10 protein-coding genes and 2 pseudogenes are annotated in these 13,525 nt (G+C 44.0%); 3 read left to right on the forward strand and 9 right to left on the reverse strand.

Translation table 11 applies throughout. The annotated features are described in order from the left end of the window. Position 1: 1 nt before the first annotated feature. Positions 2-523: a menaquinone-dependent protoporphyrinogen IX dehydrogenase gene (hemG, locus tag SO_RS17340; RefSeq protein ID WP_011073509.1), complete on the reverse strand. Its 522-nt coding sequence runs from the start codon at positions 521-523 to the stop codon at positions 2-4. Positions 524-1,038: 515 nt separating this feature from the next. Here hemG and SO_RS17345 point away from each other — a divergent pair. After that, positions 1,039-1,878 carry a TIGR03899 family protein gene (locus SO_RS17345; protein WP_011073510.1) on the forward strand — a complete coding sequence of 280 codons (840 nt, stop codon included), beginning with the start codon at positions 1,039-1,041 and terminating at the stop codon, positions 1,876-1,878. Positions 1,879-1,899: 21 nt separating this feature from the next. Here SO_RS17345 and cysC read toward each other — a convergent pair whose 3' ends face one another. From cysC to cobA, 5 genes and pseudogenes are all read right to left on the reverse strand, one after another. Continuing rightward, positions 1,900-2,517: an adenylyl-sulfate kinase gene (cysC, locus tag SO_RS17350; RefSeq protein WP_011073511.1), complete on the reverse strand. Its 618-nt coding sequence runs from the start codon at positions 2,515-2,517 to the stop codon at positions 1,900-1,902. A gap of 86 nt (positions 2,518-2,603) precedes the next feature. Further along, a pseudogene (locus SO_RS17355) lies at positions 2,604-3,013 on the reverse strand (SLC13 family permease); the annotation flags it as partial. 38 nt (positions 3,014-3,051) lie between these two features. Next, positions 3,052-4,509: a sulfate adenylyltransferase subunit CysN gene (gene cysN / locus SO_RS17360; RefSeq protein ID WP_011073512.1), complete on the reverse strand. Its 1,458-nt coding sequence runs from the start codon at positions 4,507-4,509 to the stop codon at positions 3,052-3,054. Between the two features lie 157 nt (positions 4,510-4,666). Further along, the gene (gene cysD, locus SO_RS17365; protein ID WP_011073513.1) at positions 4,667-5,575 is read right to left on the reverse strand and encodes a sulfate adenylyltransferase subunit CysD; all 909 of its coding nucleotides are present in this window, start codon (positions 5,573-5,575) and stop codon (positions 4,667-4,669) included. Between the two features lie 80 nt (positions 5,576-5,655). Continuing rightward, complete coding sequence (gene cobA / locus SO_RS17370; RefSeq protein WP_011073514.1) at positions 5,656-6,486, reverse strand: uroporphyrinogen-III C-methyltransferase; 831 nt, start codon at positions 6,484-6,486, stop codon at positions 5,656-5,658. Between the two features lie 426 nt (positions 6,487-6,912). Between cobA and SO_RS17375 the strand changes: the two are divergent. Continuing rightward, positions 6,913-7,869, forward strand: a pseudogene (locus SO_RS17375) (phospholipase A). Between the two features lie 174 nt (positions 7,870-8,043). Next, positions 8,044-9,591 carry a S41 family peptidase gene (locus tag SO_RS17380; RefSeq protein ID WP_011073515.1) on the forward strand — a complete coding sequence of 516 codons (1,548 nt, stop codon included), beginning with the start codon at positions 8,044-8,046 and terminating at the stop codon, positions 9,589-9,591. A 175-nt stretch (positions 9,592-9,766) separates the two neighbouring features. On the opposite strand, the gene SO_RS17385 is transcribed toward SO_RS17380, so the two are convergent. From SO_RS17385 to mtgA, 3 genes are all read right to left on the reverse strand, one after another. Beyond that, positions 9,767-11,503, reverse strand: a complete 1,737-nt coding sequence (locus SO_RS17385) for a hypothetical protein (protein ID WP_011073516.1) — start codon at positions 11,501-11,503, stop codon at positions 9,767-9,769. Positions 11,504-11,760: 257 nt separating this feature from the next. Beyond that, positions 11,761-12,477 carry a 2OG-Fe(II) oxygenase family protein gene (locus SO_RS17390; RefSeq protein WP_011073517.1) on the reverse strand — a complete coding sequence of 239 codons (717 nt, stop codon included), beginning with the start codon at positions 12,475-12,477 and terminating at the stop codon, positions 11,761-11,763. A gap of 93 nt (positions 12,478-12,570) precedes the next feature. Then, positions 12,571-13,347, reverse strand: a complete 777-nt coding sequence (gene mtgA, locus SO_RS17395) for a monofunctional biosynthetic peptidoglycan transglycosylase (protein WP_011073518.1) — start codon at positions 13,345-13,347, stop codon at positions 12,571-12,573. Positions 13,348-13,525: the final 178 nt, after the last annotated feature.

Raw genomic sequence — 13,525 nt, forward strand, 5'->3', positions numbered from 1 at the left:
CTTAGGCTTGATGGATTTGTAAACCAAACTCTTGCACTTTTTGCCAGTCTGTGTATTCAACATTGGTGACAGGATCCGTTGGCCCCTTAGTTAACCACATGATAAAACGAATAATATTTCTATCGAAAGCATTATAACCTTGGTAATTCAGATTACCGCCAAACACTTGTAGCAACTTAGGGCGCCAAGTCGTTTTGCTTAAAAATGCTTGCATGTATGGGTTGGTTTCTGGAGTATTTTTCTCGGGTTTACGAGCCACTAAACTGACGGAGAAAAAGCCACTGACCTTTTGCGTGAGGATCTGTTGATGCTTTTGGATAAATTCGTACAACGCAGGATTATGTTTTCCGTGACGAATACTCGCGCCAATAATGATCTTATCGAAAGACTCCATCGCAGGGACAGCCTTAATATCCGCAATCACCACCGAATTACCCAACTCTTTGAGTTGCTGAGCTAACTGATTGGTGATTTTACGAGTGTGGCCATGAACACTGGAAAAGATGATCAGAATTTTTTTCACTTAAGCCTCGATTATCTCAATAAAAATAAGAAAAAGCGGCCAGAAAAAAGACAAGACGGCGGCTTTATGTTGACCTCAACATACCGTTAAATGCGGGACTTAATCCCTCGCAATACAGAAGATAACGACGATATACACAATGCGCCTGTATTAGGAACAACTCAGATAACGGCATTAAGGTTTATCACGCAAAAAGCAAACTGCCTATTACGATATTGCATACTAGGTGATTTAGTCATCTATTTACATGAAATAGATCACGGGCTTAGCGCCAAATATCAACTCGATATACGGTAATTCTAGCTTGCTCACAAAAATAAAAATCCACAGTGTGGAGATCAAAATGTTACAAAACCAGCAATTCCAGCCATAGTCTAGGCGGAACGAATAAAAGCAAACCAATTCGGAGACTTAAAGATAACAATCGACTAAGCTAGACACACTTCGCGAAGCGAGCTTTCTTCCGAAAGTGCTACGCAACCTAAATAGACAGACAAGCAATACAGGGTTAAGGCATGAAAGATTCAGATATTTTAATGCTTGCGGATGAAGCAGCTCCCGCAGCCGAGGTCTCTGCCCGTAAAAAGGCACTTTTGCTCGGGCGTCAACTCGGGCTTGCCAGTGAAGAAGAATATCGTCCAGCCAACGCCTCCATTGCCGAACGTGCCCAGCACCGAGAACGTAAACTTGCCAGCCAGTATCAGGCCAATGTCGAAACCATATTCGCCCTCGCCTTGAGTTATACCTCTTCCGATATGACGGGAGTGGATCTCGATCCCGACTGGAGCCATCAATTTTTTCTGATGGCAGAACAAATCCATAATCGAAGAATGCAAGACCTATGGGCACGCATTCTCTCCAGTGAAATCATCAACCCGGGTAACTTTAGCCTGCGCACCTTAGCGCTACTTAAGCAATTAACCCACAGAGAAGCGCAAATCCTTGAGAAAGCACTGGGCATGGCAGCCAAGGTGAATAATGAACAACGCCTAAAACTCATCAGTGGCTATCGACTCACTGGCGGACTTGGTCAATATTTTCGCAAACATACCAGCATCACCTTAGGCCTCTCTCAGTTTGGTCTACCCTACTCCAGTATTCTCACGCTAGTCGATGCGGGGATCCTCCACAGCAGCGAATTTGAAACCGGCTTACTCAATAATAAAACCCCGATTCAACTCACTATGCCCGGGATTCAAATGAGGCTCACCCCAAAAAGCGGTAATCTGCTCTTTAGCTACTATCGATTAACACCCATTGGGGATGAACTGGCGCAACTTGTGCTTCCTAAACAGGATGAAGAATACCTTAAAGCCCTTCAAGCCTTGTTTTCCAAGGATTTTAAGATTGAATAACAAGGCTGTTATGGACAGACTTTATGCCAGTGATGCGAGTCGATTTGAACTAATAACGTCGATTGCGGTTAAATAATCAATCAAAGCATGTACTTGAGAAGCTAAATCCCCTTTGCTGGTATCAATAGTTAACTCAGCCGAGAGAGGTGCCTCATAGGGCGATGAAATCCCTGTAAAATGCGCAATTTCGCCCTTGCGTGCTTTAACATATAACCCTTTAGGATCGCGCAGTTCACACACGCTGAGTGGTGTTGATACGTGCACTTCAATAAATTGTCCCTCAGGGAATCTTGCCCGTATGCTATCGCGCTCCTCACGGGTGGGGGAGATAAAGGCTGATAACACCACTAGGCCTGCATCGACCATAAGCTTTGCTACCTCGCCAACGCGGCGCAGGTTCTCATCCCTATCGGCCACGCTAAAACCCAAATCCTTACATAGACCATGACGGACATTATCGCCATCAAGCAGATAGGTGTGAAAACCCGCTTCAAATAATGCTCGCTCAAGCGCACCTGCGAGGGTCGACTTACCTGCGCCAGAAAGCCCAGTAAACCACAGCAAAACTGGATTCTGCCCTTTAAGTCTGGCTCTGGCTGCTTGGTCGACACTATGTTGATGCCACACAATATTGCTCATAAAAACTCCTCAAACCTTTGTAAACTTGCGGCCAAAGGCAAAAATATCGTTAAAACGGAAAGATGATAGGCACCATAAAAATCACAAAGGGTTCCCCCAAGAATCGTCGCATAATTAAGTGGCAGTAATAACTTAGCGGGCACATGGGCCTGATTACGGCGCACAACCCCAATCAAAGATGCCACAACCGTAGTGTTATTGGTAAAAGATGACAGCAGCGCCCTAGAAAACCCCGTATTGCCATCGTCACCGCGAGGGAATTATTGCCAATCACTTGGCTTAACTTCCCCAGCAATGAGGTCTTTTCCAGTGCCGTCGCCGCGAGCACCAATAACACTAATGTGACTAGCCCGGTATTGGTAAAGCTAGTGAGTGCCGTGTCGAGCGTTACCATCCCTAAGAGGTAACAAAGTAAAAAAGCAAATAAAAACAACACCGCAGGGTTTATGCGGCCAGCAATTAAGCCAGCCAACAACCCAAACAACACTATCGCCAATAGTCACAAGTCACAAGTCACAAGTCACAAGTCACAAATTAGGCTCCAAGCTTTGAAATATCAATCGCTTGCCAGTGCGGAAAGTGTTTACGCACTAGGGCATTAAACTCCAGCTCAAAGGCACTAAATGGTGATGATACTTGCTTGCTAACATGTTGACCTGACACCACCATTACCGCTGCTACTGTTGCATTGGATAAACGGTCTATCAGGATCATACCGCCGGTATCACGCACTAATGAATAAGCATCGAAGACAATGTCTTCTGTCAGCTCTAAGGTGACGCGAGCAATCGCATTTAGCCCTAAACCTTCGCCCTCAACACTCGCGGCACTGCTACGTGCAAGCGTATTTACATCAACCACATAGTCGATAGCCGTGACCGAGGCTTGAGTCTTTTTACCCGCAACCTTGATGTCATATAACTGACCGAGTTGTAATGGCTTTTCATCCATCCACACCAAATCGGCAATGATTTGATTGGCAACCTGTGGCGCACTGTCAGGAAGTGCCAGTAAATCACCACGGGAAATATCGATTTCATCTTCCAAGGTAATAGTGACGGCTTGCCCCGCCGTGACCTCAGGTAAATCACCATCGAAGGTGACGATACGTTCAACTTTACTGCGTTTACCCGAGGGCAGTGCCACTACTTGGTCACCCACCTTGATAACACCGGAAGCTAAAGTACCCGCAAAACCGCGAAAATCGAGGTTAGGACGCGACACGTATTGCACAGGGAATCGAGCCGGTAAGGCGCTGAGTTCACGTTGGGTATCAATGGTTTCTAACAATTCCAGTAGCGTACCGCCCTGATACCAAGGGGTATGTAAACTTGGCTCGACCACGTTGTCGCCATTTAGCGCAGATAAGGGTACAAAATGAATATCTAGCTCACCAAAGCCTTTAACGAACTCACTAAAATCATTACGGATACGGTTGAATACCTGCTCATCAAACCCAAGTAAGTCCATTTTGTTGATCGCCACAACAAAGTGACGGATCCCCAGCAATGAAGCAATAAAAGCATGACGCTTGGTTTGCGTTTGTACGCCATAACGCGCATCAACTAAAATCACCGCAAGATCGCAGGTCGAAGCGCCAGTCGCCATATTACGGGTGTACTGTTCATGGCCGGGGGTGTCGGCAATAATAAACTTACGCTTATCGCTTGAAAAATAACGGTAAGCCACATCGATAGTGATGCCCTGCTCACGCTCAGCTTGCAAGCCATCCACCAGCAAGGCTAAGTCGATTGCTTCGCCCGTTGTCCCCATCTTAGCGCTATCATTTTTTAAGCTGGCTAATTGATCTTCATAGATCTGCGCGCTGTCATGCAGCAAACGACCTATCAAGGTGCTCTTACCATCGTCAACGCTGCCGCAGGTTAAAAAGCGCAGCAAACCTTTATGTTGCTGCTGGGCGAGATATTCTTTAACTCCGTGCTGGCTGATTTCAGCCGCCATGCGATTGGTTTTACTGACTGCTTTATCCATCTTAATCTCACTCTTATCTGGCTAACCTATTCGCGAAACTAGCGGTATCACGCGCTTTATTGCTTGATATAAAACCTGCATAAAGGCATTCGCGAAATCGATTTTATCTGTCGTAGGAATACGCTTTCGGCTTAATCTGAAGCAATTACCTTGGCGTTTAGAAATAACCTTGGCGTTTCTTTTGCTCCATCGACGCACTCTGGTCCGAGTCAATTAACCGACCTTGACGTTCACTCGAACGGGTTAACAGCATTTCTTCGATGATTTTTTCGAGATTATCCGCCTGGGAATGCATTGCCGCCGTTAATGGATAACAGCCTAAGGTTCTAAAACGCACCACCTCATACTTAATCGCTTCGCCTTCCTCGAGCTTCATGCGCTCGTCGTCAGCCATAATTAACTGACCAGCACGTTCAACCACAGGGCGCTCAGCTGCAAAATACAGGGGCACTAACTCAATGTTTTCTTGATAGATATATTGCCAAATATCGAGTTCGGTCCAATTCGATAACGGGAAGACACGAATGCTTTCCCCCTTATTCACTGCCCCGTTATAGGTACGCCATAATTCAGGACGTTGATTTTTAGGGTCCCATCTGTGGTGGCGATCGCGGAAAGAATACACCCGTTCCTTCGCGCGGGATTTTTCTTCATCGCGGCGAGCGCCACCAAAAGCGGCATCGAAACCATATTGGTTTAATGCTTGCTTTAAGCCTTGAGTTTTCATGATGTCAGTGTGTTTTGCACTGCCGTGATCAAAGGGATTTATCCCCTGCGCAACACCCTCAGGATTGGTGTGAGTTAATAATTCAAAGCCGAATTTTTTGGCCTGCGCATCACGAAAGGCGATCATCTCTTTGAATTTCCAGCCCGTATCCACATGCAACAAGGGGAAAGGGATCTTGCCCGGATAAAAGGCTTTACGCGCAAGGTGTAACATCACCGAAGAATCTTTTCCGATGGAATACAACATAACTGGATTGTCGAATTCGGCAGCGACTTCGCGAATGATCTGAATGCTTTCGGCTTCCAATTGTTGTAAGTGGCTTAATTCACGCCCGGCCATACTCTTCTCCGTTTACCTAATATGTGCTGCGACTGGCAGCGGGGTTAGCTTAACTATTTATATAACACTATCTAATGTAACTAAATTTTTACTGCGACTTTGGGAGCATTTAACGCTTCAAGCGACTGCGAGCCTTCGGCCTTAGGTTGAAACCAATTTAAGGTTTCAGACAACCCCACCACTTCACCAATGATCATTAAGGCGGGCATCTGCAACTTGGGATCGGCCGCGAGTTGTTCGAGTGAATCTAATTGCCCAATAAAACGTTGCTGCGACTGAGTAGTCGCCTTCGAAACAATTGCCACTGGTGTTTGTGGGCTACGACCTGCGTTGATTAATCCAGCTCGGATCACGCCCGCGTTCAAAATTCCCATATATACGACCAAAGTATTGTTTGGATTAGCATAACCCTGCCAATCCATTGGACGGCTTTCTAACTGACAATGGCCAGTAATAAACGTCACTCCTTGAGCATAATCCCGATGCGTTAATGGAATGCCTGTATAAGCCGCTGTGCCACTGGCGGCGGTGATACCGGGTACCACTTCAAATTCAACGCCCGCATCAACCAAGGTTTGTAGCTCTTCACCGCCGCGACCAAAAATAAAGGGATCGCCCCCCTTTAAGCGCACGACATTTTTACGGGTATAGGCTTTAGTCACCAGTAACTGATTTATGTCGTCTTGCGCCGCACTATGCTTGCCAGCGCGCTTACCGACAGCAATTTTTTCAGCATCTTTGGGGATTAGATCGAGAATATCTTGACTGACGAGCGCATCATACAACACCGCATCGGCAGACTTTAGGATACGCCATGCCTTGAGAGTTAATAGCTCAACATCTCCGGGACCCGCGCCAACCAGCCAGACTTTACCCTTCGCGCTTTGGCCCGGTAACGATAAAATTTCCATCACATTCCCCGAAATGAGTTCAATGTGTAGCAATATAGCGCCTGTTATATTCCATAATAAATATAAAATCATTAATTGTTATATCAAAAAGAAATATCAAAAAGGATTGCAACCTACTGCTGAATGATTATTGAGGACGATAGAAAAACTACAAGTGCAAAAAATTTTTAATATAATGAAATTTAAAGAAAATATATTAACAAGGGCAAATAATCTGACAATCCAAACATCCGTCAGCTCACATAACAACACTAAGTTATTGCTAAAAATTCTACTGAAGCGGGTCATCAGCGAGAGATCACCATGCAATCACAGTCTTTATCGAGAACGATTGGGGGATTTCTTCTGCATGAATTCATAAACGAATGTTAAGCTGGATACAAAAAATATAAAGCGTAAAGCAAACAGACACATCAAGGAGAGTCGATGTCCCCATTTTATCAAGGTATTGCATTAATCGGACTGCTAACTTGTACTGGGTTACAGGCAGAGGGATCTTTAATCAAAGATCGTGTTAAGGATGAACTGGCGACTTCCGAACACCCATTTGTGATTACGCCGCATAAAGTCAATTAGATTTTACCCGTCACCTATAACCCCAACCCGAATATGGCCCCTATGCAGGGGAGGCTGCTGGAAGTAATTATGCACTAGATGAAATGGAGGCTAATTTTCAGATAAGCTTCAAGTTTCATATTTGGTACAATATCGTCGGCGATAATGACCACCTATTTTTTTGCCTATACCAATCAATCCTATTGGCAGGTATACAACCAAGAAATTTCCTCGCCCTTTCGCGAAACCAATCACGAACCTGAAATCTTTATGCTCTTCAATAACGATTGGAAAATCGGCGGGATAACAAACTCTTTTTGGGGATTTGGCGCTGTCCACCAGTCCAATGGTAAAGCGGGTTTATTATCCCGTAGTTGGAACCGCCTTTATGGCACGATGATCTTTGATGCTGGTCCATTGGCGTTTTCAACTAAAGCGTGGTGGCGTATCCCTGAGGATGAAAAAACCAATATTCACCAGCCCCGTGGCAATGATAACCCTAATATTGATGACTATATCGGTCATGCCGAATCTGTCGGTGTTTATGGGATTGATGCTCATAGATTCACTCTGAACGTAAAAACCAACTTTAAAGATATTGACTGCGGCTCGGCGGAACTCACTTGGAGCTACCCCATCGTAGGTAATTTACGCCTTTATACTCAATACATTAATGGATATGGTGAAAGTCTTATCGACTACAATCACCATAATCACCATAATCACCATAATCACCATAATCACCATAATCACCATAATCACCATAATCACCATAATCACCATAATCAGCGAATTGGAATTGGGGTTTCACTTAACGATATTCTCTAGGACGTGACACGGCACAAAAAATAGCCATAATTCTATGCTGACGCGGCAAAACTGCTGGTAAATTGCTCAGCAGCGAGCAAATAAAAGGGACCTAATGATGATTTTGATTGCCAACAGAGGCATTTACATCGATAGTCGCACACCTTTTAGCCGTAAAGGTCGTCATGGAGGAATATGAGTTTTAGCTATCGTACTGTAGTCACATTGCTTAGCATCATTATTTGCGCGAGCCTTATCAAGCTCGCGTTTTTCGCTATTCCTGAAAAAGAGCAGCCTACTTTAACGACAAAGGATATTCGTCAAGATCTCTTTATCCTGCTAAACCAAATTGAGCAACACTCCGCATTTTATGCATTGAATCCACAACTCAATGACAGACAACTAAAAAGACTTGCTGGGCTGATGACAGAGCAATATCAAGATCTTGTTCCTAAAGAACGATTCGCTGCTGAACTTACCAAACTACTCAATACCCTAAAAGATCCTGGGACTCAAGTCGCTAAAGTAGATAATAGTCGTGGGGAACTCCCCTTCAGCCTCAGACCCGTTAATGAGCAATGGCTCGCCTTAGATAGCAAAAATAATCCCATTAGCTCGGAGTATCCCTTTGTTACCCATATCGATGGCATTCCTTTAAGTAAATGGATTTCTGCCAGCCAAGCTTATCTCTCTGAGCCCGCAAAAAATAGCCAAGAAATGCAGCTTATTTGGCTTAAGCGACTCAATCTATTGCGGGAAGATTTAGGCTTAAATATCAAACCTTACGTACTCATCAGTTTAATAAATGATAATTTACAGACAACACAAGTCACTATCGCCCTATCACAAGCATCGAAAACCATAGTTCAACCCCTTGAGGACGAAACAGAACTCAGCCTCGAAAACCTGCTAACTCAACTCGATGAATTGGCCCCTACAGCGCCCACAAAACCAGGCTATTTATTGGAACAGATAAACCCAACAACGGCTCGACTCAAAATAAATGATCTCTATGTTTTTGAACTCGATAAAATGCAGCAGGAAGCCTTACGTAAAGGTATGGAGCAGCCATTACTAATTGTCGATCTGAGGCAAGCAAAGGGATTTAGCCCTAAATTATTGACCATGCTTTCGCGTTATCAGGACATGCCACAGCTAGGCACACGATCTCATTCAACAGTCGAAAAAATCATGGGATTTGCCCATTATCGACGCTCACCAGAGCTTAGGAATGATTATTTAAAACCGTTGAATTTTAAGCCTCTAGATGTACTCGAACTCAGCTCGCCCCGACTTAACGCCTTAACACGGCGACTGCCAACTATCGATGAGAGCCGATTTAGTCCTTGGTTTGTACGTACCAAACCTGAAGTCATCGCCGAGGGCAATAACCACCTTGCGTTACTTGTCAGCCCATTATGTAAACAAGAATGCGAGTGGATCGCCTACCGGACTAAAACTTGGTCAAGAGTGAATCTTATCGGCGAAAAAACCTCAGGGGATTTTGCTAAACAATACCAATTCACTTTGCCCAATAGTGACTTAGAGGTTCGTTTTAGCAGCTCACTGGCCTATGATGCTACAGGCGAACTGCTTTCAGGAAAAGGCACAGAACCCGATATATGGCTGCCGCAAAATAATGATCTCGAATGGCAAGGACTCGTAAGCTTAGTAAAAACCGCTAAACCCAAAGCCTTAGATCCATCTATTAGTCCACAAACCAAATTAGCCCAATCTCATTAGGGCGCACTGACGTTTTATGGTTATTTTTACAGCAACTTGACTGATATTTATGCAAAGCAACGTCTGTACAATGTGGTTATTCTACATAAAAAGACGATAACGCAGCAGAAACGTCAACACACCCTAGCAAAAAGCCAGCGATTTGCTGGCTTTGAAATGCGTTGGATTTAAAAGCTTATTTTTTATCGCTTGCCTTTGAATTCATCACCGAGCCCAAAACTAAGCCTTGCTTGTTTACATCAAAGCTCATTTGCACGCGCATGTTATAGTCTTTCAACGCTTGCAGCTCTTCAGGGACGGGCTCGCCAGTCATTTCTAACAAGGTCAATACTGGGGTAAACATCTTACCGTAGTCCGCTGACATGCTGTAAAGACCATTTGCCGATGGTTTTTCGCTCGCCAGTTTATTGGCTAACGCTAAACCTTTCTCACCCGCGTAAACCACTAAATGTTGTCCCTTAATCGCCAACATCGGTTTGATATTAAGTTCTGGCGGCAACATTAATAGTGGCGATAAATCGGTAGGCTCACCATTATCCGCTACTTGCAACTCAGCCAGCATTGGCGCAAACGGTTTGACCATATTCAATAACATTGAAGGATTATCAGCGCTTAAACTCACCAAAGCATCTAAGCTTTCAAGCTTTGGCTCTTGATCCTGCGAGCTCATCTTATAATCGAGCAATGACAGACTCACACCTTTAACGCCATTAGCCATGCCGGTAAACATACCCAACATCGCTGGGCTTTGTTGGCTTAATTCAGCTTGTAACTCGGCAAGCGGCGCACAGGTTAACTGTGGCTTTTGCAGATCATCCCAAATCGCCGTCAGTGAAGGCGCAACTTCATTAACGTCAATCCCCAACCCCATAGAGAAGATAGTGCTGTTAATGTCTGCTAAGTGGGTAGGAATGTAGCCGCGCATTTTTTGTAACGCGGTTAAGATTGCCTGGTTTTTGCTTTCAACCACAAAAGAAGCTGCCATATGGCTTTCTTTTTCGGTCGACGTAAATGCAGTTAAGCCACCCACTGTGCGCGGCCAGTTAGCTGCAATCGCGGTTAACTCAGTACGACATTCTGGAGTGCGGATTTCCGCTAACGGATCTTCACCTTGGCTTTCTTCTGCCATGAACTTAGTGAGCTGTTTAGCTAACATATTGCCATCTGGAGAGGTTATCGCTTTAACAATCTCAACGTGGTTGATAAAGCTGATGCTATCTTCCATAAAACCATGGGTTTTAATGATCTCTTGCAACATGCCAGAAGCGGCTAAAGATTGGGTTGGTTTCTTCAATCCTAAAGCCATTTCCAATACTTCAGGCTCGATAGAGGAAGCCGAGAATGTGACCGTTAAAATGCCATCTTTATGGGCAAATAAAAGGTCAGCTTTATCAGTAGAGCCTTCTTCGGCAAACGAATAAGCACGGTAGTCAATCCCTGCTAAAGTACGCTTTTCGTGGGTATAACCACTTTCTTGCTCGGCTTTATCCAATACGGCCCAAAATGCATCAATTTGACTAATATCGGTTTTAAATACAGGTACTACACCTAATGTATAGAAATAAGGCTTGATCTCATTCGGTAAACCGAAAGTCTTAAGCAATGCGGTAGGATCTTTCATTCCATCCATATATTGCTTGTAAATACTCACAAAAAACTTAGCCATTGGGCTATCTAAATCGCCTAACTGAGCTAAGGAATCAGTTGAGTATTGCTGGTAATTGCCAGAAATGGATTGCAGGTAGTTTTTCAGTGGGAACGGCTTTAACTGGCCAGTAAACACAGGGGTATCGGCTGGAATATAATCTAGCAAAGGATTGGCTGAAGCACTCGAGCTACTTCCGTGTTGAGTGTACCAATAAGCACCCGCCCCCGCTGCAATAATTGCCGCAGCAATAACTATCTTTTTCATTTAAAACTCCATTTAATTACCGTCAAAGTGACAAAAATAATACCGAAAGCACTTACCTTCGGCATTTAAATACTGACCTATTGTCATTCCTTATTACATCAACATTGCAAAATCAAAAGCTTATTACAACTAATCTTGAGAATGGATCAGCTAAGAAATAACTAATAGCGAATAAGAACTCATTAATTTGCAAAAATCCGCGATAATCTAACATTAAAACGTCTTAGACGCTAATCGTGGCATGTGTCAGAAGCTTCCTATTTACTAGGTGCAATCGTTCGAAACCATCCTGTTACGGAAAAGCGTGGGCGCTTTGCAAACGGCGCGACAAATGAAACAGAGTGAGGATGGTGAACATCGAATAATGCCAAATTATTAAATGTTGGCACCCAAGTATCAGTCAGCACGCCTTTAGGAGTATAAAACTGCAGCAGACCACCCCAATCAGGATGCCATTCTGGTGTAAAGCCAAAAACAAAAGCAACTTTACGACCCTCACTTTCCACAACATCATTATGTCTTGTTAAGAAATTCCCCTGAATATAACGACTCGCCTGCAGCGAGGCATAACAAATGCCTTCAATACCTGTAATGGATTGAATAAATTTAAACATGTCAGGGCTGTTAATAAAACGATGTAGCGATGTGAGTAACTCCGGTGACGGCTTTCCATCTAAGCCCCCCACAAGATGACTTCCATATAAAAAACCAATTCCATTGGCAGCATTTTGTAATATTTTTTGTTGTAAATCTTTCTGAGCTTCAACAGGTAATTGGCGTATTTGTTGGTCCGAAATTCTCATTGGTTTATTTTCAACAAACATTGCATTATCAAAACTGACTTCAGTAGCAAGTGCTTTAGCAATGACAGCTGCGGTTTCATTCTGCCAGACGTGTTGAATATTGATTTTTGCATCTTTAGCATATTCTTCACGCAGTGAAGCCATATCTCGCTCAAAATTAAACTCAAACATCATTTATTCCTTGGTTAATCCAAACACCTAAGCTCATCCAACTAATCAGAAAGACCATAATTACAATTTAACAACAAAATCACAATCGTCAGTTCATTGTGCCTCGTTGACTTTTTTGAGCGTCACCTCACCTAGTTGACGCATTTGCTTGCGGATCCATGCTGAGCGTTGCTCAACATAAGAAGAAGGGGGTGAGACTTTATAACGCCAAGGATTAGGTAAAGCTGCAGCAAGTAATGAGGCTTCATAGCGGGTTAATTTAGCTGCACTCTTGCCAAAATAATGTTTAGATGCAGCTTCAGCGCCATATATCCCCGGACCAAATTCCACGATGTTGAGATACACCTCGAGAATGCGCGCCTTATCCCAAATCAATTCCATTAACAGGGTAAACCAAGCTTCGATTCCCTTACGGATAAAACTACGGCTCGACCACATAAAGAGGTTTTTTGCTGCTTGCTGGCTTAAGGTACTGGCTCCACGAACCTTTTTACCTTTTTGATTGTATTCGATTGCCGAACTAATCGCATCTAAATCAAAACCACTGTGACCAGCAAACTTTTGATCTTCTGCGGCAATCACGGCTAATTGCAGCTCAGGGGAGATTTGCTCAAGCGAGCGCCATTGATGCCTAACCTCAGTAATCGGTGCAGGCGGAAACAACGCACGCTCTATTCGCCAACTCCACATAGGAGGATCAATAAAGCGAAGTAGCACAACACTTAAAATAGAGGCGAAAAATAAGCCCAAAACCAATTTGGCTAACCAAGTAAATACACGCTTTACACCACGCATCTTAGGCTTTGGAGGTGGAAGATTAACTTGGGGACGATTGACATGATCGCGCATGGCATACAAAGGGGCGGTCATTTAATTATCCTCATCAATCACGCCATCCAAACTGACTGTTAGTCTAAGAGATTTTTTGCTTACAGTAGAATAGCAAAGTGTAAGCCGATGATAGTAAGTCATAAACCGCAAAAAACCGAGCTGAATTGATTTAGGGAGATAAATTAATGATGTCACAAATTTGGCTCAACCTCGGCAG

Origin of the sequence: Shewanella oneidensis MR-1 (assembly GCF_000146165.2) — a bacterium.
GTDB lineage: Bacteria > Pseudomonadota > Gammaproteobacteria > Enterobacterales > Shewanellaceae > Shewanella > Shewanella oneidensis.

Excerpts from the sequence above, each read along its gene's own strand:
- SO_RS17345 (WP_011073510.1), top strand. The coding sequence starts at position 1,039 with ATGAAAGATTCAGATATTTTAATGCTTGCGGATGAAGCAGCTCCCGCA.
- cysC (WP_011073511.1), bottom strand. The coding sequence starts at position 2,517 with ATGAGCAATATTGTGTGGCATCAACATAGTGTCGACCAAGCAGCCAGA.
- cysN (WP_011073512.1), bottom strand. The coding sequence starts at position 4,509 with ATGGATAAAGCAGTCAGTAAAACCAATCGCATGGCGGCTGAAATCAGC.
- cysD (WP_011073513.1), bottom strand. The coding sequence starts at position 5,575 with ATGGCCGGGCGTGAATTAAGCCACTTACAACAATTGGAAGCCGAAAGC.
- cobA (WP_011073514.1), bottom strand. The coding sequence starts at position 6,486 with ATGGAAATTTTATCGTTACCGGGCCAAAGCGCGAAGGGTAAAGTCTGG.
- SO_RS17380 (WP_011073515.1), top strand. The coding sequence starts at position 8,044 with ATGAGTTTTAGCTATCGTACTGTAGTCACATTGCTTAGCATCATTATT.
- SO_RS17385 (WP_011073516.1), bottom strand. The coding sequence starts at position 11,503 with ATGAAAAAGATAGTTATTGCTGCGGCAATTATTGCAGCGGGGGCGGGT.
- SO_RS17390 (WP_011073517.1), bottom strand. The coding sequence starts at position 12,477 with ATGTTTGAGTTTAATTTTGAGCGAGATATGGCTTCACTGCGTGAAGAA.
- mtgA (WP_011073518.1), bottom strand. The coding sequence starts at position 13,347 with ATGACCGCCCCTTTGTATGCCATGCGCGATCATGTCAATCGTCCCCAA.